The 24,604-nt window shown below is 63.0% G+C and carries 25 protein-coding genes; 15 read left to right on the top strand and 10 right to left on the bottom strand.

Going from position 1 to position 24,604, the window contains the following annotated elements; all coding sequences use genetic code 11:
* Positions 1-38: 38 nt before the first annotated feature.
* Entirely contained in the window at positions 39-557 is a 519-nt protein-coding gene (locus BCY88_RS25395) for a sigma-70 family RNA polymerase sigma factor (RefSeq protein ID WP_120346922.1), read from the top strand.
* Entirely contained in the window at positions 554-1,381 is an 828-nt protein-coding gene (locus BCY88_RS25390) for an anti-sigma factor family protein (RefSeq protein WP_120346921.1), read from the top strand. Before BCY88_RS25395 ends, BCY88_RS25390 begins: the two co-directional genes overlap by 4 nt.
* Before the next feature lie 28 nt (positions 1,382-1,409).
* Here the strand turns inward: BCY88_RS25390 and BCY88_RS25385 are convergent, their stop codons facing one another.
* The 3 genes from BCY88_RS25385 to BCY88_RS25375 form a co-directional block, all read right to left on the bottom strand.
* Positions 1,410-2,477 carry a lipase secretion chaperone gene (locus BCY88_RS25385; protein ID WP_120346920.1) on the bottom strand — a complete coding sequence of 356 codons (1,068 nt, stop codon included), beginning with the start codon at positions 2,475-2,477 and terminating at the stop codon, positions 1,410-1,412.
* A gap of 4 nt (positions 2,478-2,481) precedes the next feature.
* On the bottom strand, positions 2,482-3,576 hold the full coding sequence (locus BCY88_RS25380) for a triacylglycerol lipase (protein ID WP_120346919.1): 1,095 nt from the start codon (positions 3,574-3,576) through the stop codon (positions 2,482-2,484).
* Positions 3,577-3,677: 101 nt separating this feature from the next.
* Positions 3,678-4,613 (bottom strand): AraC family transcriptional regulator, encoded by a 936-nt coding sequence (locus BCY88_RS25375; RefSeq protein ID WP_120346918.1) that lies wholly within the window; start codon positions 4,611-4,613, stop codon positions 3,678-3,680.
* Positions 4,614-4,819: 206 nt separating this feature from the next.
* On the opposite strand from BCY88_RS25375, the gene BCY88_RS25370 reads away from it, so the two are divergent.
* Complete coding sequence (locus BCY88_RS25370) at positions 4,820-5,734, top strand: NmrA family NAD(P)-binding protein (RefSeq protein ID WP_120346946.1); 915 nt, start codon at positions 4,820-4,822, stop codon at positions 5,732-5,734.
* A 26-nt stretch (positions 5,735-5,760) separates the two neighbouring features.
* On the top strand, positions 5,761-5,970 hold the full coding sequence (locus tag BCY88_RS25365; protein WP_120346917.1) for a hypothetical protein: 210 nt from the start codon (positions 5,761-5,763) through the stop codon (positions 5,968-5,970).
* 157 nt (positions 5,971-6,127) lie between these two features.
* On the opposite strand, the gene ribA is transcribed toward BCY88_RS25365, so the two are convergent.
* Positions 6,128-6,778, bottom strand: coding sequence for a GTP cyclohydrolase II (gene ribA, locus BCY88_RS25360; protein ID WP_028197221.1), 651 nt, complete (start codon positions 6,776-6,778; stop codon positions 6,128-6,130).
* A 289-nt stretch (positions 6,779-7,067) separates the two neighbouring features.
* Between ribA and BCY88_RS25355 the strand changes: the two genes are divergently transcribed.
* Positions 7,068-7,511: a CBS domain-containing protein gene (locus BCY88_RS25355; protein WP_120346916.1), complete on the top strand. Its 444-nt coding sequence runs from the start codon at positions 7,068-7,070 to the stop codon at positions 7,509-7,511.
* A gap of 301 nt (positions 7,512-7,812) precedes the next feature.
* On the opposite strand, the gene BCY88_RS25350 is transcribed toward BCY88_RS25355, so the two are convergent.
* Together BCY88_RS25350 and BCY88_RS25345 are read right to left on the bottom strand one after the other, a co-directional pair.
* Positions 7,813-8,157, bottom strand: coding sequence for a DUF4148 domain-containing protein (locus tag BCY88_RS25350; RefSeq protein WP_120346915.1), 345 nt, complete (start codon positions 8,155-8,157; stop codon positions 7,813-7,815).
* Between the two features lie 273 nt (positions 8,158-8,430).
* Positions 8,431-9,078: a DNA-3-methyladenine glycosylase gene (locus tag BCY88_RS25345; RefSeq protein WP_120346914.1), complete on the bottom strand. Its 648-nt coding sequence runs from the start codon at positions 9,076-9,078 to the stop codon at positions 8,431-8,433.
* Positions 9,079-9,470: 392 nt separating this feature from the next.
* On the opposite strand from BCY88_RS25345, the gene BCY88_RS25340 reads away from it, so the two are divergent.
* Positions 9,471-9,836: a BON domain-containing protein gene (locus BCY88_RS25340; protein ID WP_120346913.1), complete on the top strand. Its 366-nt coding sequence runs from the start codon at positions 9,471-9,473 to the stop codon at positions 9,834-9,836.
* Positions 9,837-10,266: 430 nt separating this feature from the next.
* Positions 10,267-11,349, top strand: a complete 1,083-nt coding sequence (locus BCY88_RS25335; RefSeq protein WP_120346912.1) for a calcium:cation antiporter — start codon at positions 10,267-10,269, stop codon at positions 11,347-11,349.
* 44 nt (positions 11,350-11,393) lie between these two features.
* On the opposite strand, the gene BCY88_RS25330 is transcribed toward BCY88_RS25335, so the two are convergent.
* Complete coding sequence (locus BCY88_RS25330) at positions 11,394-12,287, bottom strand: LysR substrate-binding domain-containing protein (RefSeq protein WP_120346911.1); 894 nt, start codon at positions 12,285-12,287, stop codon at positions 11,394-11,396.
* Between the two features lie 563 nt (positions 12,288-12,850).
* On the opposite strand from BCY88_RS25330, the gene BCY88_RS25325 reads away from it, so the two are divergent.
* From BCY88_RS25325 to BCY88_RS25295, 7 genes are all read left to right on the top strand, one after another.
* Positions 12,851-13,945, top strand: a complete 1,095-nt coding sequence (locus BCY88_RS25325; protein ID WP_120346910.1) for an ABC transporter substrate-binding protein — start codon at positions 12,851-12,853, stop codon at positions 13,943-13,945.
* Positions 13,942-14,922, top strand: a complete 981-nt coding sequence (locus BCY88_RS25320; protein ID WP_120346909.1) for an ABC transporter permease — start codon at positions 13,942-13,944, stop codon at positions 14,920-14,922. The genes BCY88_RS25325 and BCY88_RS25320 overlap by 4 nt, the downstream gene beginning before the upstream one ends.
* Positions 14,919-15,827: an ABC transporter permease gene (locus BCY88_RS25315; protein ID WP_120346908.1), complete on the top strand. Its 909-nt coding sequence runs from the start codon at positions 14,919-14,921 to the stop codon at positions 15,825-15,827. The genes BCY88_RS25320 and BCY88_RS25315 overlap by 4 nt, the downstream gene beginning before the upstream one ends.
* A 61-nt stretch (positions 15,828-15,888) precedes the next feature.
* Positions 15,889-16,962, top strand: coding sequence for an ABC transporter ATP-binding protein (locus tag BCY88_RS25310; RefSeq protein WP_120346907.1), 1,074 nt, complete (start codon positions 15,889-15,891; stop codon positions 16,960-16,962).
* 53 nt (positions 16,963-17,015) lie between these two features.
* Positions 17,016-17,843: a transporter substrate-binding domain-containing protein gene (locus BCY88_RS25305; protein ID WP_120346906.1), complete on the top strand. Its 828-nt coding sequence runs from the start codon at positions 17,016-17,018 to the stop codon at positions 17,841-17,843.
* Positions 17,844-17,961: 118 nt separating this feature from the next.
* Entirely contained in the window at positions 17,962-18,714 is a 753-nt protein-coding gene (locus BCY88_RS25300; RefSeq protein WP_120346905.1) for an amino acid ABC transporter permease, read from the top strand.
* A gap of 2 nt (positions 18,715-18,716) precedes the next feature.
* A complete protein-coding gene (locus BCY88_RS25295) occupies positions 18,717-19,373 on the top strand; it encodes an amino acid ABC transporter permease (RefSeq protein WP_120346904.1) in 657 nt (218 codons plus the stop codon).
* An 84-nt stretch (positions 19,374-19,457) separates the two neighbouring features.
* On the opposite strand, the gene BCY88_RS25290 is transcribed toward BCY88_RS25295, so the two are convergent.
* The 3 genes from BCY88_RS25290 to BCY88_RS25280 are packed head-to-tail and all read right to left on the bottom strand — an operon-like array spanning position 19,458 to position 23,466.
* Positions 19,458-20,738 (bottom strand): c-type cytochrome, encoded by a 1,281-nt coding sequence (locus BCY88_RS25290; RefSeq protein WP_120346903.1) that lies wholly within the window; start codon positions 20,736-20,738, stop codon positions 19,458-19,460.
* An 18-nt stretch (positions 20,739-20,756) separates the two neighbouring features.
* Positions 20,757-23,009 carry a xanthine dehydrogenase family protein molybdopterin-binding subunit gene (locus BCY88_RS25285; RefSeq protein ID WP_120346902.1) on the bottom strand — a complete coding sequence of 751 codons (2,253 nt, stop codon included), beginning with the start codon at positions 23,007-23,009 and terminating at the stop codon, positions 20,757-20,759.
* 1 nt (position 23,010) lies between these two features.
* On the bottom strand, positions 23,011-23,466 hold the full coding sequence (locus tag BCY88_RS25280) for a (2Fe-2S)-binding protein (RefSeq protein WP_120346901.1): 456 nt from the start codon (positions 23,464-23,466) through the stop codon (positions 23,011-23,013).
* Positions 23,467-23,933: 467 nt separating this feature from the next.
* On the opposite strand from BCY88_RS25280, the gene BCY88_RS25275 reads away from it, so the two are divergent.
* Complete coding sequence (locus tag BCY88_RS25275; RefSeq protein WP_120346900.1) at positions 23,934-24,332, top strand: hypothetical protein; 399 nt, start codon at positions 23,934-23,936, stop codon at positions 24,330-24,332.
* Positions 24,333-24,604 lie beyond the last annotated feature (272 nt).

Here is a 24,604-nt window from a genome sequence, read left to right as displayed (position 1 = left end):
TCCGGCGCCCCACGAGCAGCCCCACGATTGGGATAAAAATGGATGTCCGTGACGAGTTAATGGAGCATGTGCCGCGTCTGCGGCGCTATGCGCGAGCGCTGATCAACAATCGCGATCTCGCCGACGATCTGGTGCAGGACACACTCGAACGCGCGCTCGGCCGCACTGAGATGTTCCAGCCCGGCACCGACCTGCGCGCGTGGCTGTTTACGATCATGCATAACGTGTTCGCCAATCAGGCGCGCAAGGCTTCGGCGCGCGCCGTCCACGTCGCGGTCGACGACGACAGCGTCCATGAAAGCGAATTTGCCGTGCCCTCCGACCAAACCCGTTCGCTCGAAATGCGCGACCTCGACTACGCACTGCAGCGCCTGCCCATGGAACAGCGCGAGGTCGTGCTGCTGATCGGTCTCGAGGAAATGAGCTACGCCGACGTCGCCCTCGCACTGAATATTCCGCTTGGCACGGTGATGTCGCGCCTTTCACGCGGACGCGAGCGGCTTCGGGCCTTGATGGCGGGCACGCAGCCCGGTGCAAAATTACAGGTGGTGCGATGAGCGACCAACATACGCCGATTGGCGAAGAAGACCTGCACGCCTACGTGGACGGCACGCTGTCCGATGAACGGCGCGTCGAGGTGGAGCGCGCGCTCGAACAGAACCCCGAGCTGGCCGCACGCGTCAGCGACTATTTCTCGCTGAACAACATGTTCCATGCGCGCTATGACCGCGTGCTGAGCGAGCCCGTGCCCAAACGTCTGCAGACGGCGGCAGTCGGTGAGCGCCGCTGGCGCATTGCGGCCAACTGGCCGCAGTTTGCCGGCATGGCTGCGGCGCTGGTGATGGGCGTGGGTATCGGCATGGGCACGCATATGGGGCAGGACGTCGTGGCGCCGGTCGCCAGTCACTCCGACACGCGCCCGGTCAGTGCGGATAGCTCGGAGATGTTCGCGCGGCAGGCTGCGGTGGCACATGTGGTCTATATGCCCGCCGTGGACCGTCCCGCCGACATGACTGCGGATCACGAACAGGATTTCGTGCAGTGGCTATCCAACCGGCTCGGCACCAACGTGCATCCGCCGATGCTATCGAAAAGCGGCTTCAACCTCTCGGGCGGCCGCCTGTTGCCCGGCACCGATGGGCCGACCGCGCAATTCATGTATCGCGGGCCAAACGGCGAACGCGTGACGCTGTGCATTTCGCATCGGCAGGTGAACTCGAATACCACTGCGTTCAAGCTGTATCAGGATGGCCCGGTGAACGTGTTCTACTGGGTCGACGGCGACTTTGGCTATGCCGTGTCGGGCGGGATCGATCGCAAGGTGTTGCTGCAACTCTCGCATGACGTGTATGCGCAACTGACGGGCGTGGCGCCGGGTTGACCGGCCGTGCCAGGCCGCGAGAGCCGGTTCAGTTTGCCGAACCGCTGCCGCGATCGAGCGACGCCGCACGCATGGCGTCGGCAGGATTGCTGAAGAACTGCTGACGCAGTTGCGCGATCTGCGCGTCGCGTTGCTGAGGCGGCAAATCCTGCCTGTCGATCTGCGCGCGCTGGTTCGCGTAGTCCGCATAGCGGGATTGCCAGGCGTCGTCGGCCTGCTGCATCTGCACGACGCGCTGCGCCGCTTCAGGGCCAAGTGTCTGCGTGATCTGCGCACGCATTGCATCGAGTGAGCCGCCCTGCTTCTGCGCCTGAGCGATCGCGTCCAGCGCGGCCTGCTGCTGATGGGCACGCTCATGGGCCGCGCGTATTTCCGGAGGAAGCGCGGCGTCCAGCGCGGCGAGACGCGCCGCTTTTTGCGCGTCGCTCAACGTGCTATCCGAGGCGATGCGCAAGCGCGCCAAATCCGTGTGCTGCTGTTGCGATTCAGCGCCGAAGAACGGTTCGTTCCATTCGCCCATCAATCGGGCGCCTAACGCGTCGCGCTGATCGAGCGAGAGCTGCAGCGCGTCGAAATTCAGCTTCGCGCCGCTCTGATTCTGGCCTTGGCTTTGTGCCGGGGCGCTTTCCGGCAATTGTGCAAGCGCCTTGAGGTAAGCGTTATAGCGCTGCCAGACGCTCAGCGCTTCGTCAGCGGCCGGCGTGCCGTCGAGTTGTGCCGCGATCTGACGATGCACTAATGCGTCGAGCGTCGCGGCGGAGATTTCGTTTTGCGTCGTCAGGAAGTAATCGAAGAAGTCGCGGACCGCACGCGTGCGAGCGAGGTGACCACGGCCATCGGTCGGCAAACGTGGCGGCGACGAACCGTCGAGCGAAGCGGGTAAGGTGCCGACCATCGACGCGACGGCCGGGTCTTTGCTCAAAGCGAGCGCCGCTTTCGGAGAACCCGCTGTACTCCCCGCGTTTAAAGCTGACGCATCATGCGTGAGCGGCGTGCGGCTCAGCCATAACGCAGCGCCCGCCGACACCGCGCCTACCGCGATGAAAGCCAACCACTGACTCCGCGCACTGCCCCGCTGCCGATCCGGTCGCGGCATCCGCTCAGACGCCCTGCGTCTTCAAGCGATTCGCCTGCGTGCGGATCACAGCGACCGGATCCGCTGCATTCGCGCCGCGCACGCCGAGCAACTGATTGATTTCGTCGAGATGATTCCACTTGTAGCTGGTGCCGAGCACTTTGCCATAGAGCGCGCTGCACACGGAGACGAGGCCGTCGTTCTGCCCCGAGTTGCGGGTCAGCATGATCGCGCCGGTGCCGTACAGAACGAGCGTCGACGGATCGAGGACGTCGGCGGAATCGATTAGCGCAACACTGGTGTCGGTGGCGCCTGGAATGCCAAGCACCGAGGTGGGCTGAATCGCACTGCCCGCCCACGAGTACAGCAAATGCGTGTTGCCGTTGACGGTTTCAGTCGCCGCGCCGGTTTGACACGAACCCGGCGCGCCGAGGCCCGCGCTCGGGTAACGCAAGTTGTAGGCTGCGGCGTTCGCTGTAGTCAGCGTTTGCAGCGCGGCCACCGCGTTCTGGTTGGTATTGTGATTGCTACTCGTCAGGATGCCGAATATATTCGCAAAAGCGCCGATGATCGGTGTCGAGAGACCCGTTGGGTCCTTCTTCAGTACGTCCTGTACGAAGTCGGCAAACTCCGAGCCGCGATGCGGCGTGCCGATCGTGGTCACCGAGGCGACGAGTTGCGGCGCTACCGCCGCAACGTAGCGTGAGGTCAGGCCGCCCTGGCTGTGGCCAATCAGGTTCACCTTCTGCGCGCCGGTTGCTGCGAGAACCTGCTTCACGTAGGCGAGCAGTTGCTCGCCACGGCCATTCGGACCGTCGTCACTCTGAAAGCCCGAGAGATTCGCCACATACACGGTTGCGCCGTGCTGCTGGAGGTCCGACTGAATGCCGTACCAGTAATCGAGCACGCCGAGATACTTGTCGGTGCCCGTGAGGCCGTGTACGAGGATGATCGGATAGCGGGTTGCCGCGTAATCGTCGCTACTGGTGTTCGACGTCGCGGCGACCGCGCGATCGATGCCGGCCGGTGTGGCAAGCGTCAGAAGCACGGCGAGCGGCGCGTTGGCAACAGCAGCAGCGATTGCCCAGGCGACGATGCGAGAACCCTTCGATTTCGACATGTAGCGGCCTCCGGTTGCGAAGTCCGCATTTAGCTATGGAAATCGGTTTAGGGCAATAGAGCGGGAACTCCAAACTGATTGTTGCGGTGCGGGTTCAAGGTCTACCGCAGCGTTGCAATGCGACGGACATGGAGGGGTTCGAGGTCGATAATGCTGCCCGGATTCGCACTCGACTTAACCAACTCCCGAGGCGTCACCCCCAACAACCGCCCCATCCAATGCGCCATATGGCTCTGATGCGCAAACCCCGTCTCCAGCGCGATCTGACTCGCGCTCAACCTGCCTTGAAGCAATAGCGCCCTCGCACGCTCTACCCTTCGCTGCACCACATACTGATGCACCGGCATACCGAGCGTTTCGCGAAACAGCACTTTGAAATGCGGCACGCTCAACTCGGCGTGCGCGGCCAGTTCGCCGAGCGTCAGGCGCTGATCCAGATGTGCCTCGATAAACTCGATCACGCGCGCGGCGGTCTTCGGCGCAAGCGTGCGGCGTTTGTTTTCGAGCCTGTCGAGCGCCGGCGCACTGCCGATCAACCGCACCACCATCGCCGTGCACAGGCTCTCTGCGAAGAGCGGATCGGATGCATCATCCGCTTCGAGTTCGGCGCGCAACGCCCAGGCAAGATGCTGAAAACGCGGATCGCGCATCTGAAACTGTGGACGAAGCCGCGCTTCGCTCGTCTTCAGTTCCAGCTGTTCGACGGTACGCTGCGCGAAGTCCTCGCCGATCCACACACTGAAAATCGTGCAGGCGGATTCATCGGTCCACTGCCCGTCGACGCCCGCGGGAATCACATCGGCGTCGCCATGCGCCTGAATCCGCGAGTAGCGCTGCTCGTTGCACATGCACCGCGCCTTGACCGGCGCGCCGACATGCACACCCACGCGATGATGATTAAGCGCCGGAATCCGGTGCAGCCCGGCTGCCACGTTCACTAACTCCGCGCCAAAACCCTGCCAGCCGAGCGCCTTGCTGGAGCGCAAGGCGACGCGAGAACCACTGTGCGGTTGCAGTATCGGTGTCACGGCATTCATTACTTCCCTCGTGGATGGCGGCCAACGTGTGTGCATTGTGCTGCGTTTTTCGTGGCTTTGCTTGACCTCGAGCGGCCTCGATACGCATGCTGCAGCGCCGCAAAGAAAACAGTCATCCGAATCTGCGCACAACGATCCGCGCCCGCGCGTTTGTCCATCGCCGTCTCCCTAAGATGGCGACATACCGATCCAGCAAGGAGCTGAACGTGTTTGTGATCTTTGGAGCAGCAGGCAATGTCGGCAGAGTGACTGCCGCGGCATTGCGCCGGGCGGGCCGTGAAGTGCGCGCGGTGGTCCGCAACGATGAGCAAGGGGCGGTGTTGGCGGAAATCGGCTGTGAAATCGCCGTTGCCGATCTGCTCGACCCCGTCTCGGTCGCGCGCGCGATCAAAGGCGCGTACGCCGTGCAGATACTGTGTCCGGTACCGCGCGCCGACGCCGACCCCGCAACCACGATGCGGCGCATGATCGACGTGAGCGCGAACGTATTGCGTGACTACCCGCCGCAACGCCTGCTCGCGCTCTCCGATTACGGCGCCGAGCACCCGAGCGGCACGGGCATTACGACGCTGTTTCACACCCTCGAAGCGCGACTCGTGAACATTGCCTCGCAATTGACGTTTCTGCGCGCCGCGGAACACATGCACAACTGGGCCCGCGTCTTACCTGTCGCACTCGCGAAAGGCGTGCTGCCGAGCTTGCACCATCCGTTGACCAAGCTGTTTCCGACGGTCGCCGCGGAAGACGTCGGCCTGCTGGCCGCCGAACTTCTACTCGACGAGAGACCCGCGAAAGCGACGCCCCGCATAGTGAGTATCGAAGGTGAAGCGCGCGTCAGCGCTTTAGACCTGGCACACACGCTCGGTGCGTTGACGCACCGTCAGATTACGGCCTACGAAATGCCACGCGGCGAATGGGCCGCGATGCTCCAGGGCGCGGGACTCGGCGAGAATCACGCGCGTCTCATCACGGAGCTGTACGACGCGCACAACGCGGGCCGCATCGACGTCGAAACGGAGATCAGCGAGCGGCGCTTCGGTTCGACTGCCCTCGCGGACGTCTTCGCGGCGATCCTGGCACGGGTCGCCGCAACGTCTACAGCAACCGCCGCCGCACGCTAAACGGCACTCGTGATTGGAGAAACGGCATGCATACCTGCCCTTTGCTGCGCGCATCGATGAAGTCACGGAAAAGCGCCGTGCGTCGTCCGCTGCAAGCGCGCGGCACGACAAACATCCGCAATTGGACCGCGATCCTGGCAATCTCAGCCGGTCTCGCGAGACTGATCGGCTGGCGAGCGCTTCAGGACGTGCTCAACGCAATTCCCGACAGCAACGACGACTTCAGCCTATTCTGACCCACCGGTGCCGACGCCCCGCCGATGCGCCGTGGGCGCGCCGCAGAGCCGGCGAAGCCGATCGACATAACACCGCAATACATTGACGAAATCGACGCATCAACGCCGGCCGCCGTTTGCAAAAGGCGGCCGGCGTCTATGCGCCGCTTATTTGCGCTTATTCGTTTTCGTCGAAGTAATGCCCAAACTTCAATTGTTTGGTGCGGATATAGCGCTCATTTTCCTCGCGCATCGGAATCGCCAGCGCGACCCGCTCGCATACCGGAATACCGTGCTTCGACAGCGTGTCGAACTTCTCCGGATTGTTGCTCATCAGGCGCACCGAGGTGACCTTGAGCGTGCGCAAGATGCCCGCCGCCGAATCGTATTCGCGCGAATCGTCGGGCAAGCCGAGATCGAGGTTGGCCTCGACGGTGTCGCGGCCCTGCTCCTGCAGCGCATACGCACGAATCTTGTTGGACAGGCCAATGCCGCGCCCTTCGTGGCCGCGCAGATAGAGCAACACGCCGCAGCCTTCTGCCGCGATATAGCGCAGCGCGAGATCGAGCTGCTCGCCGCAATCGCAGCGATACGAGCCGAGCACGTCGCCCGTCAGGCACTCGGAGTGCAAGCGTGTCAACACGGATGACTTGTTCGCGACGTCGCCCATCACGAGCGCGAGATGTTCGGCGCCGCTTTCGCACACGCGAAACACGTAGGAGGTGAACGTGCCGTAGCGCGTGGGGAGCGTGGCGGTGGCGTCAAGGATGACGCACTCGCCGTTGATTGCGCCGTCTGCTGCTGGCGACGGATCGTGAGACGTGAGCATGGCGTTAGACAATGGTGCTGACATGAACCCGATCAAACCGGGGATAAGGTACAGATTAGTACGGACTGGGAGTTTACCGCTAATCGGCGCGACGCACCGGATGTCCATGCGCCGCGCAAGGAACCGCCCTGGCGCCGCGCCACTCCCGAGGGTAACCGGGACCGGCCCCGCCGCACGCCACAGGTATTCCCGAAGTACCTCGGCCGCGCGTCGCGCCTATACTGGAATGGCCTGTCCCTCACGACAGCACGCCGCATCGGTGTGCTGCACTGCGAAACGGAGCCGCTCCATGACAAGCGTTGCACAGCTTCTTAAAACAAAACCCAATCACACCACCGTTTTTACTGTCGAGGCCGACGACTCCGTCTACGACGCTATCAAGCTGATGGCTGAAAAAGGTATCGGCGCGCTGGTCGTGACAGACGGCGACAGCATCGCCGGGATCGTTACGGAGCGCGACTATGCGCGCAAAGTCGTACTGATGGACCGTTCGTCGAAGGCCACACCGGTGCGCGACATCATGAGCAAGGCCGTGCGCTTCGTGCGCCCCGACCAGAGCACCGACGACTGCATGGCCCTGATGACCGAACGGCGCATGCGCCACTTGCCGGTGATCGAAAACGACCGGCTGGTGGGTATGGTATCGATCGGCGACCTGGTGAAGAACATCATCGCCGAGCAGCAATTCACGATCCAGCAACTGGAGTTCTATATCCACGGCGAACGGCCCTGAGGGTCGCCGCCTGACGCGCGGGCCCACGGCCATCGCGCGCCGCGCATCAAACGCTGCCAGGCGCAACGGAGCACAAAAAAAGCCCAATCCTTGAAAGAGGTTGGGCGAAGCTACCTTGCGGCAGCGGAGGTTCCTGTTTCTTCAATGCGCGCCGCATGCGGCGCGCATTGGCATATCCATTTACACCAGCTGACTGCTTGCTGATCGTCAACGTGCGCTCAGTGGATGCACGCACCGCGCACATCACTTCGCACATCACTTCGCACGTCACTTAGCTGCGGACCGGCCGCAGCTGCGCAATTCAGTTACCGAAATAGACCGACTTCGGGCCGGACACCGGCTGGACCACGCCACCCGCTTGTGACGATCCGCTCACCGCGCCACCGTAACCACTGGTATCCGCGACCGGTTCCTGGGTCTGCGCGACAGCCGGGTTTCGCGCCTGCACGCGGCTTTCGGCGGCCTGAATGTCGGACGGATAGTTGGTGTCGTTACTCGCTGCCGGGTTGTAGCCGGCTTGTTCCAGCTGGATCAATTGACTGCGCACTTCCGAGCGGGTCAGGGGTTGTTGGCTCGATTGAGCGAACGAAGCGACCGGGGCGGCGAGAATGGCTGCAATAGCGACTGCCTTGATGAGTGACTTCATGATGACTTACCTCCAGACCTGGTTTTTTGCTTCGCTTGGCACACCATGTGAGAAGCGAGTGACTTCAGTCTAGTCACCCGGTCATCAAGGGAAAACCCTTAATTGCGAGATACATAATTGTTCAAAACGCAAGAATGCGGCGGAACTTACGGCTGGGCAGGACTGAAGTCCGATCTTTACCGTAATAATTGTCGGGATCGTAACCCTTCTGTCTGATGTTTCGGTAAAGCACCGCCACTGAGCGGGTTCTAGCGCATTGCATGGCCTCGATCGTCAATCTGGCGTGCGGGTCAAAGCGTCCGCATGCGGCGGCAGCAACAGTTTTCGCGGTCCGCTGACGAACACACTGCCAGGCTCGAAAAACCGTAGCGGCCGATGCATCTCGCGCGACAAGCCGATGCGCGTCGTCACGCCGATCGGCACGTCCCCGGTCTCTATCACGCCAATCCACAAGTCGCGCCCGCTGCAAAGATCGTGGCCGTCGAATGACTGACCAATGCCAAATGCCATGGTGAGCCGGCCGGGACCGCGCGCGAGGTCGCGCAGGGGCACGCCAGGCCGCCGCGCTTCCATCAGCGGCAAACCTTCCAATGGTTCGATCGCGCGAATCAGAATGCCGGCGCCGACCTCTTCCGCTTCCGCGGACATATTCAGCATGTACGACAGCCCGTACGTGAGCCGGATATACGCATGCCCGGGGGCGAGAAACATCGAGCCGTTATACGGGCGGCGGCCCATAAACGCATGGCTGGTCGAATCGCCGAGCGGATACGCCTCCGTTTCGACAATCCGGCCGCTCATACGGCCTTCGGGGAGATCGTGCACCAGGTATTTGCCGACCATGAAGCGCGCCAGCGCGACCGTATCGGGTGGCAAATCGTCACGAAGCAGTGGGAGGATGGGCAGCGGTTTGTTCGGCATGCAGTCCGGTTGGGTCGTTAAGCGCAAGGTTCGATGAATGGGCGATGCGGGCAACCGGCAGGCACGCCAAAGCGCGTCGCCCGCGCCGGATCAAGCGATAAAGTGATAAAGCGCCATCGGCCTGCATTCATCGGCCCATTCGTTGTACCAAAACCTCACTTCCTGGCAGCGGCGCAATCACCATGGCACTAATTGGAGTATCGTGTGTTTCCGGCCTGCAGCACAGCCCTTGCCGGCATGCGTGTTCAAGCGCGCCTGATCAACTCGCAGTTTGCAGGAAGTCGCACGATTCGCAGCAACGTTCCGTTCAGATTTGATCCCGAAGTACCGCTGGCGCAGTACCCCGGCCCCATCCGCGGGCCGTCGTATTCATGACAACAGGAGAGAGTTGAATGAAAGCATTCCAGGCAATCAAGATGGTCGGCGGCGCGCTGATCGTTCTGGCGTCCATCAATACGTACGCGCAAAGCAGCGATGCTACTGCTACAACTGCCCCGATGGCTGCTTCGTCGGCAACCAGCGCCAAGTCGGTCAAGAAAGCCGACCGGGCACTGGGACGCAAAGTGCGCAGCGCGCTGTCGAAGACCAAGGGTCTGACGGTGACCAACATTACCGTGCGCGCGCGTAGCGGCGCGGTGACGCTGGCCGGCACGGTGCCTGAGCAACCGCAAGTCGACCTGGCAACCCAGGCCGCGCAAGCCGTGCCAGGCGTAACGTCGGTCAAGAACGCCCTGTCGATCCGTCCGGTCGGACAGTAAGCCGCCTCACCGGCCTAAGTGCCACAACCGGGCGCAATGCTTTTCACAAAGCGGCGCGCCCGGACTGAAATATCCAGCGTGTTTCCCCGAGTTTCCATTCCGGCAGTTGTGGACCGATGGCGATTGACCATCGAAACCGCGCCGTCGAAACCGACCGGCATTTTCCGCGCAACGCTGCGTGGCCCAATCCTTCGGATGCAGCACAGCCGCCGCTTGCCTGCCTTCGCCACTGCGCCGGCGCAATCCGTACCGCAGGCTGACAAAGCCTCGCCCGCCGTAAACTATCCTTTATAATTTAATGCGTTAGGGCGCGTTGTTGACAGGATGGTTTAGCACTCACGCCCGCTCGCATAGCTTGCCGGTGCCCGTCTGTCCGCAGCGCGCCAGTCCGATACAAGCAACAAGAACCCGCCACGAAAGGAAGCTCCGAATGACCACGCCCGCGACCGCTTTACCCCGCTGGACCATTGCCGCTCCCTTCGTCGCCTGGATCGTGCTGGGCGCCGCCTACGCCTTGCCGGGCAACGGGCTGCTGCTCGCGTTGATTGGGGTCGCGCTGTGCGCTGCGGTGTTCACGGCGGTCCACCATGCGGAAGTGGTGGCGCATCGCGTCGGCGAGCCGTTCGGCACGCTGGTGCTGGCAGTGGCCGTGACCGTGATCGAGGTCGCGCTCATCGTTTCGGTGATGTTGACGTCCGGGCCGGAAAAAGCCGGCCTCGCGCGCGACACGGTGTTCGCCGCGGTAATGATCGTCTGCAACGGGATCGTGGGTATCTGCCTGCTGGTGGGCGGCATCCGGCATCGCGAGCAGGACTTTCAGAGCCGTGGCGCCGCGGCCGCGCTGGCGGTGCTCGCCTCGTTGTCCGTGCTGACGCTGGTCATGCCGAACTACACGACAACCAGCGTGGGCCCAGTCCTGTCGTCGTCGCAACTGGCGTTCGCGGGCGTGTCCTCGCTGGTGCTGTACGGGGTGTTCGTGTTCGTCCAGACCGTGCGGCATCGCGACTACTTTCTTGCCGGCGTTCCTGACGAGGACGTTCATGCCGCCCCGCCAAGCATCGGCGTGGCGCTGACAAGCGGCGGCTTGCTGGTGGTGTGCCTCGTCGCAGTCGTGTTGCTGGCGAAAGTACTCTCGCCCGTGGTGGAAACGGCGGTGCAGAACGCCGGCGCGCCGCCGGCGGTGGTCGGCATCATCATTGCCGCGCTGGTGCTGCTGCCCGAAGGGCTTGCCGCGGTGCGCGCGGCGCGGGCCGATCGCTTGCAGAACAGCCTGAATCTCGCGCTCGGCTCGGCGCTGGCCAGTATCGGCTTGACCATTCCAACCGTTGCGGCGGTGTTTTTGTGGACCGCCCAGCCGCTCATCCTCGGTATCGACGGCAAGGAAACCGTCCTGCTCATGCTCACGCTGGTGGTCGGCACCCTGACGCTGAGTTCCGGACGCACGACGATCCTGCAAGGCGCCGTCCATCTGTCGTTGTTCGCGGCGTATCTGTTTCTGTCTTTCGCGCCCTGACAAGCGGCTCAAGAGGGCGGCGTGTTACCAGCAACGCACGCCTCCTACTCTTCCCAATGCGCCGCAATCCAGTCGCGAAACAGATTCAGCTTCTGCTGATGCGCGACTGAATCCGGATACACGAAGTAATAGCGCCAGCCGGTCTTGAGCACCGTATCGAATGGCCGCACGAGGCGTCGCGCTGCAACGTCTTCGTCGATCAAGGCGAGATCGCTGATGGCGACGCCGAAACCCTGCAAGGCAGCGTTGGTCGCCATGTCGAGCGTGTCGAAGCTCGGGCCGTGCTCCGCGTCGATGGCCTGCGCATTCGCGGCATCCATCTCGCACACCTTGGCGAGCCACATCTTCCAGTCGCGATGGTCGCGCGTCGGATGCAGCAGCGTATGACGCGCCAGATCCGCAATCGCGCCGAGCGGTTTGTCTTTCAGCAGATCGGGCGCGCACACCGGCGTCAAACGCTCCTCGAACAAGGGCACCGCCTGCACGCCCACACCCGGCGACGAACCATAGATGATCGCCGCATCGAACGGCTCGAGTTGGAAGTCGACGTCGTGCTGCCAGGTGGTGGTGATCTGCACGTGCAACTCGGGATATTCAGCCTGGAAACGCATGATCTTCGGCAGCATCCAGCGCATCACGCAGGTCGGCACCTTCAGCGCGAGATCGGTGCGTTGCCGGGTCAGGCGCAGCGAAATCTCCTCGATACGCGCGAAGCTCTCTTTCACCGCCGGCAATAGCAATTCGCCTTCGGCGGTCAGCGTCAGGCCCTTGGCGTGGCGTTTGAAGAGCGGAAACTTGTAATAGTCCTCGAGCGCGATGATTTGGCGGCTCACCGCGCCCTGCGTCAGGCATAGGTGATCCGCGGCACGCGTAAAGCTGCGGTGCCGTGCGACGGTTTCGAAAATCTGCAGCGCGTTGAGCGGCGGGAGACGTCGCATCGGAGTAGTCCAGTCCGGGATCAGAAAAAATCATTGGGTGCGCAGGCAGCGTTACATGCCAGTACGCCCCTTGAGCCCACAGGATACGCGATCAGAAGTTCTTGCACGAATGGCGCGCAAGCGAACGCACATGCGTTTCGCTCATGTCGCGACGATCAATTCCCGCCTGAGCGCCGCCGCTTGCACCGACTCGGGGCACATCCCGCCTGGCATCGCACCAGAACCGAGCTTTCCTCATACCTCCCCTCACCCCGCCGGCGCAAAAAAGATCATGGACGTTAACCCCGATACGCCACTGGATTGGCGTTCCCACGATTCATCGCAAAACCGCCGCTAGCATCGCACGAGAACCAGGCCATGAGATTCCGTCATGCGCGCCATGCGCATATTTCGTTTGTTGGGGGATTTTGGCAAACCTAGAGTGCATCAACACGCAACGCATCCGGTATCGCGTGGGGTTGGGCACTGAAGTCAGGTATGACACGCAGCGCAAATGGGCGATCCAGCGGCAGCGGTCAGCGCGAATATCACGAAGCAACCGGCGTTCAACACAGGAGACCGCCATGCAGGAAATTAAACGGGGTAGAAGGCAGGCCATCAAGACGATTGGCGCGGCACTCGCGGCGTCCACCTTGCCGATGCCATTCGTCAATCTGCGAGCTCAGGAGCACAACTTCTCCGGCAAGACGCTGCGTTTGCTGACCTGGTCGGACGACACCGGCGCCGCCGCGTTGCGCAATATCGCCGCCACGTTTATGGCGAAGACCGGCGCGAAGGTCATCGCCGACCGCGCCGACGGCACTTCCGGCATGGTGGCCAAGGTCAAGGCCGCGGGCGATCGCCCCACTTATGACGTCATCACGCTGGCTGGCGTCGGCGCGGCAGGTCTCGGCGACGCGGGCCTGCTGATGAAGCCCGATCTCGACAAGCTGCCGAACCTGAAGGACGTCGCGGCGCAATACCGCACGGGCGCGAACGGCTTCGGCGTGGGCTATCTGCTGTGGTCCGATGGGCTGATCTACAACACGTCGACGGTCAAAACGGCGCCCTCTTCGTACGAAGCCCTATGGGATCCGAAGTACGCCGGACGCCTGTTCCTGCCGCCGCCCGAATGGGCCGAAGCGGTGGACCTCGCGATCATCACCGCGAAAATGAATGGCGGCTCGCAGCAGAACATCGAACCCGGCTTCAAGAAGCTGATGCAGTTGAAAGACCGCGTGATGACGCTCGGCGAAAATCCGAATCAGGTGGCCGATCTGTTCCGCACCGGTTCGCTCGATATCGGCGGCATCTATTCGCCGGCCTTTTTCCCCGACCAGATCCGCAAGCCCGAATACAAAATGGGCGTGACCTACGGCATGAAGGAAGGCTTCGCCACGCAGTTGATGTTCACGGTGATCCCGAAGTCGCATCCCGCCGACAGCGATCTGATCCACGCCTTCATCAACCATTCGCTCGACGCCGGCGTGCAAGGCCGCATGGCGGCCGACGTGCTGAACGGGCCGGTCAATTCGAAAGCCGTGATTCCCGCCGAAAGCCGCGCGTTCGTGCCGAGCCCGCAACAGATCGCCGAGAAAGCGATCCTGCATGACGACAAGGCGCTCGCTGTCGTGCAGCCCGCGTGGATCAAGCGCTATACCGAGATTTTCTCGGCATGACCGCGATGCTCGCGCGCTTTTCGCGGCGTGTTTCGCCGGCGTCGGACGCGGCGTCGGGTGATGCGCCGGGCACGCCCGGTTCGCCCGGCGCCGCGTCCGACGCACCGGACGAACCCGCGTCCACGGCGCTCGCAAGGGCGCGCCCCTGGCTTCTGCTCGCGCCGATCCTGCTATTTCTCGCCATACTCGGCGCGGCAGCGCTCGTCGTGCTGCGGATGAGCTTTGGCACCCAGGGCAACGAATGGCATGGCTTCACGCTGCAGAACTACGCCGATCTGCTCGACGGCTATTTCCTGAAGTCGTTGTGGCTCACGCTGAAGCTCGCATTCCAGAGCATGATCTGCGCCGTGCTGCTGGCGATTCCGGTCGCGTTGGCCATGGCGCGCACCCAATCACGGCTCGCACGGCGGCTGTTGCTGGCGGGCGTACTGCTGCCCTTGCTCGTCAATCTGCTGCTGCAAGGTTATGGCTGGCTGATCATTCTCGGTCCGGCGGGCCTGCTCAATCACGCGCTGCTCGGCAGCGGTCTGGTCGAGCGCCCGGTGATGTGGCTGTACCGCGAACACGGCGTGTTGCTCGGGTTGATTCAGACGGCGTTTCCGCTTGCCGTGCTGCCGTTGTCGAGCGCGATGCGCGCGGTCTCGAGCTCGTATGAAGAAGCCGCGGCCACGCTCGGCGCGACGCGTTGGCAAACGCTGCGTCATGTGTTGCTGCCGCTCGCCATGCCGGGTCTCGTGTCCGGCGCCCTGCTCGTGTTCGCGTACAACGCCAGCGCATTCGCCGTACCGCTGCTGCTCGGCGGACGCCGCGTGCCGATGCTCGCCGTGCTGGTGCACGATCAGGTCGCACCCTTGCTGAACTGGCCCGCCGCGTCCGCATCGGGGGTCGTGTTGATGATCGCGACGCTCACCGTGATGGCGCTGTCGCAGCGCCTCGCGCGCCGTACACAACGTCTTGCCGAGGGGTCTCATACATGAGCACGCCGATCCAGACTCCGCGCCTGACGCCGCCATCGCGCTCACCGCGCTCACCGCGCCTGCCGCGTTTGCCGCGTTTGCCGACCACCATGCCTGGCCAGCTCGGCAAGGCCACCGCGCTGCTCGCCGCCATTGTGCTGTTCCTCGCCGCGCTGCCGATCCTGACGATGATCACGATGTCGTTCAGCGCGGCCGACACGCTCGAGTTCCCGCCGCACGCCTACGGCTTGCATTGGTACCGCGCGGCGTGGCACAGCTTCGTCTCGCCGGATGCGAGCGACTCGCTCTCAATGGGCGCCGCGCTCAGCACGAGCCTGATCGTCGCGCTGTCGACGATGCTCATCGCCACGCTCGTCTCGGTGCCCGCCGCCTACGCACTGAGCCGCTACCGCTTTCGCGGCAAACCCGCGGTCGAACAACTGGTGGCGCTGCCGCTCGTCTATCCGCTGGTGATGCTCGGCTTGTCGCTGCTGCTGGTGTTCAACGTGCTGCCGATCGAACTCGGCGTATTCCGCCTGATCATCGCGCACGTGATTCTGGCGCTGCCGTTCACCGTAAAAAATTGTGCCGCCTCGGTGGCCTCGATCGGCCCGGAGTTCGAGGAAGCGGCCTGCGTGATGGGCGCGAGCCCGGGTCGCGCGCTGATCGACGTGATTCTGCCGCTCATGCGCCCCGGCATTCTCGCCGGCATGCTGTTCGCCTTTATCGTCTCGTTCAACGAATTTACGGTGACCTTCTTCCTGTATGGCATCGACACGATGACGCTGCCGGTGTGGCTCTACAGCCGCACGGTGTCGTCGCTCGATCCGACCGTGTTCTGTTTCGCCGTATTCATCGTCGTAATCGACTTCGCGCTGATCTGGCTGCTCGAGAAGCTGATCGGCGACAAAGGCGTGGCGCTTTGAGCATCGCTTTGAATACCTTCCCGATTCCCGCCGCGACGATGCCTTTTTGCTGGAGCATTCGATGACCCATCTGACCTTGCAGGCCGTGACCAAGCGTTTCAACGCGGCCCACGCCGTCGACCGCGTCGATCTGAGCGTGCCCGACGGCAAGCTGGTGTGCTTTCTCGGGCCGTCCGGCTGCGGCAAGACCACGCTCTTGCGGATGATCGCCGGGCTGGAAACGCCGAGCTCGGGCCGCATCGATTTTGCCGGCCGCGACATCACGCATCTGCCCGCCAACCAGCGCGACTTCGGCATGGTGTTTCAGTCGCTCGCGCTGTTTCCGCATATGACGGTCGCGCAAAACGTCGCGTATCCGCTCAGGCTGCGCAAGACCGCGAAAGACGCGCAAGCGCGCCGCGTGGCCGAATTGCTGGAGCTGATCCAGTTGCCGCATATGGCGAACCGGCCGGTCACGCAACTTTCCGGCGGCCAGCGGCAACGCGTGGCGATTGCGCGGGCCATTGCATCGCAACCGAAACTGCTGCTGCTCGACGAACCGCTCTCCGCACTCGACGCCAAATTGCGCGAAGCGATGCAGGTCGAAATCCGCCTGCTGCAACAACGCCTCGGCATCACGACGATCATGGTGACGCACGACCAGCGCGAGGCGATGACCATGGCCGACGAGATCGTCGTGATGGAGAAAGGCCGGATTGCGCAAGTCGGCAAACCGCTCGATATTTATCGCGACCCGGTCAGCGAATTCGTCGCCGACTTCATCGGGCTCGGTAATATCCTGCCGGTCAGCTACGACGGCGCGGGCGGCGTCAGCCTGCCGGGCGGCAGGCGCATTGCGGTTGCGCAACCGCTGCGCGTGCCGGATTCCCGCAGCGATATCCGCCTCCTGATCCGGCCGGAAGACGTGTGCGTCAAATCGGCGTCCGCCGATGCCGGGCAGAATCGCCTTGCAGGCACGGTGACGTTTATTCGCGACGTGGGGGCCTCGCTTGAAGCCACGATCGATTGTGCGGGTTTCACCCTGACTGCCGCGACCACGCCGCGCGAAACGCCGGGACTGACGCTCGGCATGCCGGTGATCGCAGAACTGCCACCGCACGCGTGCAAACTGATCGCGGCCCGCGCGGCGCATTGAAACGCTCATCCTGAAGCCCATTCCAATAACGAGTTTTCGACAGAGGAAAGACCATGAATCAGCCCCAAGTTGCCCAATCGAACGCACGCCGCGTCTTCGCCACCCTTGCCGCGACGCTCGCCTTCACCGGCCTCGGCGCGCTGTGCGCCCTGGCGTCGCCGGCCGCGCATGCGGACGCGCTCGACAACATCGCCAAGTCGGGAACGGTGCGGATCGGCGTATTCGAGGACTACCCGCCGTTCGGCTCGATCGGCCCGGACATGAAGCCGATGGGCTATGACATCGACGTGGCCAATCTGATCGGCAAGGCGCTCAACGCGAAGGTCGAACTCGTGCAGGTGACGGGCGACAACCGGATGGCCTATCTGGCCGACCACAAGGCTGACATGCTGCTTTCAGTCGGCCAGACGCCCGAGCGCGAAAAGGTGATCGATTTCTCGCAGCCTTATGCGCCCTACTACCTCGCGGTCTTCGGTCCGAAGACGCTGCCCGTGAAGAACGCGGCCGACCTCGCCGGCAAAACGATTTCGGTCGCGCGCGGCACCCTGGAAGACCTGAGCATCAGCAAGATCGCGCCGCCCAGCGCGACCATAAAAAGATTCGACGATCCTAACGGCGCAATTTCGGCGTTTCTTTCTGGTCAGGTACAGTTGATGGTAGTCGGCAACGACGTCGGCGCCACCATTCTTGCGCGTCATCCGGCAAACGATCCCGAGCAGAAATTCTCGCTGTTCAGTTCGCCGGATCACGTCGGTTTGAACAAGAACGAGCCGCGTCTGAAGCAGAAAGTCGACGAAACGATTGCCAAGGCCCGCAAGGACGGCACCATGAATGCGATTTCGCAGAAATGGCTGCGTGCGCCGCTGCCGGCCGACCTCTAAACCTTGATTGCGCGGACTGGCCGAGCCGGTCCCCCAGGGGGATCCTTCGGGCCGCCCTCAGAGGGGACTTCCTTCGGGCGTTCGCGCCGGAGTTTGACCTCACGATGAGCGCCACGCCATGACCTATGCGTTCGATTTCAGCGGCTTCGGCCTCTATGCGGGGCTGCTCGCGCGCGGCGTCGCCGTCACGCTGGGGCTGACCGCGGTATCCACCGTACTCGGCGGCCTCGTCGGCATTGGCGGGGCGAGCATCGCGGTGGCCGGCCCGAAGTGGGCACGCGCGGTGATCGCGACCTATGTCGAGTTGATCCGCAATACGCCGTTCATCGTGCAGCTGTTCTTCATTTTCTTCGGCCTGCCGAGCCTCGGCATTCATATCGACGAAGTGCAGGCCGCGATTCTGGCGATGACCGTCAATCTCGGCGCCTACGCGATCGAAATCGTGCGCGCCGGGATCGATTCGATTTCTCGCGGCCAGGTGCAGGCGGCGCAAGCGCTCGGCCTGCATGGGCGCCAGGTGTTCCGCTACGTCGTGCTGCCACAGGCGCTCGCCAACGTGTTTCCCTCCTTGTTGAGCCAGGTGCTGATCGTGATGCTCGGCTCAGCGGTGGTCTCGCAGATCTCCGTGCCCGACCTGACCTACGCGGCTAACTTCATCCAGTCGCGTAATTTCCGCTCGTTCGAGAGCTACGTGATCATCACCGCGACGTATCTGGTGTTGTCGATCGTGTTGCGGCAGCTCATGAACCGGCTCGGCCGCAACCTCTTTGCGGGCCGCGTGGCTCGCGGCGGCAGCGGTGAGAGCGCGCCGCGTAACTGGCGCACCCGCCTGATGTGGCGCGGTGCCCGCACTCTGCCGACGGAGCGTTGATCATGGTCGACTTCACGCTGTGGGACATCGCCCGCAATCTGTTGCTCGCCGCCCGCTGGACGGTGTTGCTGTCGCTGATCGCGTTTGTCGGCGGCGGCATTGTCGGGCTGATCCTGCTCGCGATGCGCGTTTCGCCCTTGCCGTGGCTGCGGCGGATCGTGGTGCTGTACATCGAAGTGTTTCAAGGCACGCCGCTCCTGATGCAGCTTTTTCTGGCGTTCTTCGGCCTGCCCTTGCTGGGCGTCGACGTCTCGCCCTGGGTCGCGGCAACCGTCACGCTGACGCTTTATACCAGCGCGTATCTGGTCGATATCTGGCGTGGCTGCGTGGAAGCCGTGCCGCGTGGCCAGTGGGCAGCGGGGGCGAGTCTGGGCATGACGTTCAGCCAGCAACTGCGCTACATCGTCTGGCCGCAGGCGCTCAAGATCGCCGTGGCGCCCACGGTCGGTTTCCTCGTGCAGGTGGTGAAGAGCACGGCGCTCGCGTCGATCATCGGCTTCACGGAATTGACCAAGACCGGCACGATGATCACCAACGCCGCCTTCCGCCCGTTTCCGATCTACGGCATGGTCGCGATGATTTACTTCGCGATGTGTTTCCCGCTGACGTGGTATGCACGAGTGCTGGAGAAGCGGCAGAAGGTCGGGCAGCACCGCTGACGCTTTCTGCGAGCCGGTAAAAAAGCGGCAACCGTTCTACACGGTTGCCGCTTTTTTTGTTGCGAGCCCTGAACGCAGTGCTTTCTAGCGAGCCGCCTGGGTCGACTTGCGCAGCTTCGCCACGTCGGCCGCCGTGACTGCCGGCCCACCGTTATTCCACCCGGCGCGCACGAAGCTCAGCACGTCGGCGATCTGCTGATCGTTGAGCACCGGCGCGTACTTCGGCATCGGATACGGCGCGGGAATGCCGCCGATCACCAGATCCTCCGTGCCGTTCAACGTCACGTTGATCAGCGAGGACGGATCCTTCTCCAGCACGTTCGGATTCCCCGCCAACGGCGCCAGCATCGGTGCGAAGCCGCGCCCATCGACACCATGGCAATGCATACAGTAAGCCGTATAGACGCGGGCGCCGGCATCGTTCGCGGGACGGTTGAGCGACACCTTCGTCGCCTGTGGATCGTACGAGTAAGGCGGCGCGCCACTGCCACCCGCCGGCGGCAGTGATTTCAGGTACGCGGACATCGCCGCGATGTCGGTGTCGTTCATGCCCTGCGTGCTGTTGTTGATCACGCTGGTCATCGAACCGAACGCCGAGGCATGGCGATTCGCGCCGGTCTTCAGGAACGCCTGGAGATCCTGATCGTTCCAGCGGCCGAGGCCGACGTTGTGCTCGCCGGTTAGATTCGCCGCGAACCAGCCGTCCAGCAAACCGCCGGTCAGGAACGCGCTGCCGCTTTCATCCAGCGCTTTCTCCTGGAACGCGATGCCGCGCGGCGTATGGCACGAGCCGCAGTGCCCGAGACCTTGAATCAGATACGCGCCACGATTCCACGCCACGTCCTTGCCTGGCTTGTCCTGATAGGCGCCCTTCTCCAGGAACACCATGTTCCAGAACTTCAACGGCCAGCGCATGTTCAACGGCCATTTGATGTCCGGCTCGCGGTTCGCCTGCTGCACCGGCGCGACCCCGTTCATGAAGTACGCGTACAGCGCTTTCATGTCGTCGTCGTTGACCTTGGCATAGGACGGATACGGCATGGCCGGATACAGGTTGTGACCGTCTTTCGCGACGCCCTCGCGCATCGCGCTCGCAAAGTCCGCCTCCGTGTAGTTGCCGATGCCGGTTTGCTGATCCGGCGTGATGTTGGTGGTGTAGATCTGGCCCATCGGCGTGGTCATCGCGAGGCCACCCGCGAACGGTTTGCCCTTCGGCGCCGTATGACAGGCGACGCAATCGCCGACCTTCGCCAGATACGCGCCGCGCTGCACCAGCGCCTGATCCGCCGCTTGTGCCGGGGCTTGCGTCAGGAACGGCAACGTCGCGCACAGCACCGCGCCGAAACCCTTGAGTGTGTTGTTCATGTTGGGCTCCAGTCAGGCTCAGGCGGTTTGCAGTTGGCTGCCGACCGGCAATTGCCGCAGCCGCTTGCCGGTGGCCGCATAAATCGCGTTCGTCAGCGCGGGCGCGAGCGCCGCCGTGCCCGGCTCGCCGATGCCGCCGGGCGCCTCGCTGCTCTTCACGATATGGACCTCGATGGGCGGCGCCTGATCGATCCGCAGCATCCGGTAGTCGGTGAAGTTGTTCTGCTCCACACGGCCGTCCTTGATCGTGATCTCGCTATAGAGCGCGGCCGTGATGCCGAAGATGATGCCGCCTTGCACCTGTGCCTCAATCGTGTTCGGATTCACCACCATCCCGCAATCGACCGCGCACACGACGTGCTTGACGGCCACCTCGCCCTGATCGACGGCCACGTCGACGACGATCGAGAAGAAGCTGCCGAATGCATGCATCACCGACACGCCACGCCCTTGCCCCTTCGGCACCGCACTGCCCCAGTTCGCCGCCTGCGTGGCGGTATTGAGCACGTTCAGCGCGCGCGGCGTTTTGCCCAGCAGATCCTGGCGGTACTTGACCGGATCGACTTTTGCCTGCGCGGCGAGTTCGTCGATAAAACTCTCGACCACGAAGGTGCCGCGCGTTGGCCCCACGCCGCGCCAGAATGCAGTGGGAACCGCATGCGGTTCCTGGCGCACATAGTCGACCAGTTGATTCGGCAGGTCGTACGGCAGGTCGGCCGCGACTTCCACGGCATCAGGATCGAGCCCATGCTGGAATGCGGGCGGCGCGAAACGCGCCATGATCGACGAGCCGACAATCCGGTGCTGCCACGCGATCGGTTTGCCGTTCGCGTCGAGCCCGGCGGAGATCCTGTCGTAGTAGTACGGCCGGTACATGTCGTGCTGGATGTCTTCTTCGCGCGTCCACAGCACCTTTACCGGCGTCGACACCTGCTTGCCGATCTTGACCGACTGCGTGACCATGTCGAATTCGAGCCGCCGCCCAAAGCCGCCGCCGATCAGATGGTTGTGCACGACGATCTTGTCCGCGGGCAAGCCGGTGACGGCAACCGCCGCGTCCACCACCCGCGTCGGCACTTGCGAGCCGAGCCAGATGTCGCAGCCGTCGGGCCGCACGTGCACTGTGCAGTTGATCGGTTCCATCGTGGCGTGCGCGAGGAACGGCTGTTGATACACCGCGTCGACGCGCGTCTTGGCGTTTGAAAACGCGTTGCTGACGTCGCCCTCTTTACGCGCCACCGCGCCGTTGCGCTGCGCGGCATTGGCGAGATCGTCGACGATCTGCTTCATGCCGATCTGCGCGCCCGCGCCTTCGTTCCATTTGATATCCAGCGCCTGCAAACCGCGTTTGGCGGCCCACGTATGATCGCCGATCACGGCGACCGCGTTATCCAGCTTGACGACCTGGCGCACGCCGGGAATCTTCTTCGCGTTGGTATCGTCGACGCTGGCAAGCGTGCCGCCGAACACCGGGCAATTCGCAATGGCCGCGTAGACCATGTCGGGCAGACGCACGTCCAGTCCGAACATGGCGGTGCCGTCGACCTTTTCTGGCGAATCGAGCCGTTTCACCGGCGTGCCGATCACCTTGAAATCTTTCGGATCTTTCAACTGCACGTTCTGCGGCGCGGGCAGCTTCGCCGCGGCATTCACTAACTGTCCGTACCCGATGCTGCGGTTGCTCGCCGGATGAATCACCTGGCCAGCCTGCGCATGACAGCTTGCGGGATCGACCTGCCATTGCTGGGCGGCGGCGTTGATCAGGACCGCGCGCGCGGTCGCGCCGGCACGGCGCATCGGCTCCCACGCATAGCGAATCGACGTCGAACCGCCGGTCAGCTGGCCGCCGAGCAGCGGGTCCATGAAAAGTTTTTCGTTTGGCGGCGCGTGGTCGAGCGTGACCGAATCGAGCGGCACCTCGAGCTCTTCGGCGATCAGCATCGGGATTGACGTGTAGACGCCTTGTCCCATTTCGACTTTCGGAATCACCAGCGTGACCTTGCCCGCCGTGTCGATCTGGATAAAGGCGTTCGGCGCGAACACGCCGGTTTGTGGCGCTTCATCGGCATCGCCGCCGATCACCGATTTGCCGGCCTTCTGGTCCTGACTGACGGCCGGCATGCTGAAGCCAAGCAGCAAGCCCCCGCCGGTTGCCGCGCCTACCGTGACGCTGAATTTCAGGAACGTACGGCGGGTGATACCGCCCTTGCCGCCCTTGTCGCCCTTCGGAGGCGGCGCGCCGTTTTGTGCATCGAGCAGTCCCTGGGACATGTCAGGCCCCCTTCGCGGCTTGCTTGATCGCCGCGCGGATGCGGTTGTACGTCCCACAGCGGCAGATATTGCCCGCCATGGCGGCGTCGATATCCGCATCGCTCGGATCAGGATTGCTCGCGATCAGCGAAGCCGCCGACATCACCTGCCCCGACTGGCAGTAGCCGCACTGCACAACGTCCAGTTGACGCCAGGCCTGCTGCACCTTTTGCCCGGCCGGCGTGCCGCCGACCGCTTCGATGGTGGTGATTTGCCGGTCGCCGACGGCCGCCGCCGGCAGCACGCACGAGCGCACCGCGACGCCATCCAGATGCACGGTGCACGCGCCGCATTGAGCGATGCCGCAGCCGAACTTGGTGCCGGTCAAGCCGACTAGATCGCGCAGAACCCATAGCAGAGGCATGTCAGGCGGTGCGTCGACAGTATGAGTCTGGCCGTTGATATTGAACGTTGTCATGGGCGGCTCCGAGTGGGGTTTATTGTTTGCCAGGCTGCTTGTTCAGACTGCTTATTCAGTCTTTTTAGACGGCGGTGTCGAACCAAAACGCAAAGACTTGCTGTGTTTATTCGATAAGCCGTGCTAATCCGCAATGCGGTTATCGTTCAAAGGATGCAGCAGATGATGCGAAGCGCGAGTGCGCTGGGAGGGGCGTGGAAATTGTAGTCTTGTATAAAGAAGTTCGCAGACAAGGCGTGCAGGCCGACTGCGTGTCCGCGCGGCGAAAACGCTCCGGCCGCGCCCCGGCTGGATATGAAACGGGATTCGGATCGATGCACTACGATTGCCGCATGGGTTTGATCTGAAACGCTTCGCGTACACGCATCACGCTTATTGGCGCATCCTCTAGCGATTTTGTTAGCATGGATCTGGTTTGACACGATCGCCCGGCTTGATCCGGCATGACTACCCGAAGGAGCGGCAAGATGAACGACCAGCAATGCATTCAATTCCTTTCGGACATTCGCAAACCGCTATTGGCGTTGCATAAGTCGATTCTCGATCACGAACGCGCAGTGTACGAAAAGGAATTCGGCCCGGTGACGCCCGCGGCCTTCCTGCAAGTGCTCATCAACGGCTCGGGGTTCCGCTGGCTCACGCCGCTTTCCACAGTGATCGCGAACGTCGACGAGATTCTCGACGACAAGGAAGCGGACGCCGCCGACCGGCTCGCCGCCGCCGAAGCCGTCTCTGGCCTCTTTTCCTCCGACCAACCCAACAACGCGTTCCTGCCGCGCTACTTGCCGCTCCTGCAAGCGGACCCGGCGATCCTGCATCACCACGGCCAGGTGTCGCAACTGCTGCGCGGTATTGAATCGAAGTAGCCGGCGGCGCGTTTCTTCGCTGAGTTTCGCTGAGTGTGGCCGGGTTTTGTCGGTATTGATTGGACGTCGCCGCCGCGCTTGAGCGCGGCAGCACGACGTCCGGTGATCATTGCGCCTTCGGCTCCCGAATTACCTCACCATTGCCACGCGTGTATTCCGGTCGATCACGCGTTGTCTCATGAAATACCGAATCGACGTACCCGCGGCGATTACCAGGCTTTCCGAACCGAGCCCATACAAAAATCCCCTATTTCAAGGCGATTCGTGCGCGC

The sequence above is a fragment of the Paraburkholderia fungorum genome (assembly GCF_003610895.1).
Lineage (GTDB): Bacteria > Pseudomonadota > Gammaproteobacteria > Burkholderiales > Burkholderiaceae > Paraburkholderia > Paraburkholderia fungorum_B.
Note: the sequence above shows the minus strand (reverse complement) of the source record. Positions and strands in the feature narration are given on the sequence as shown.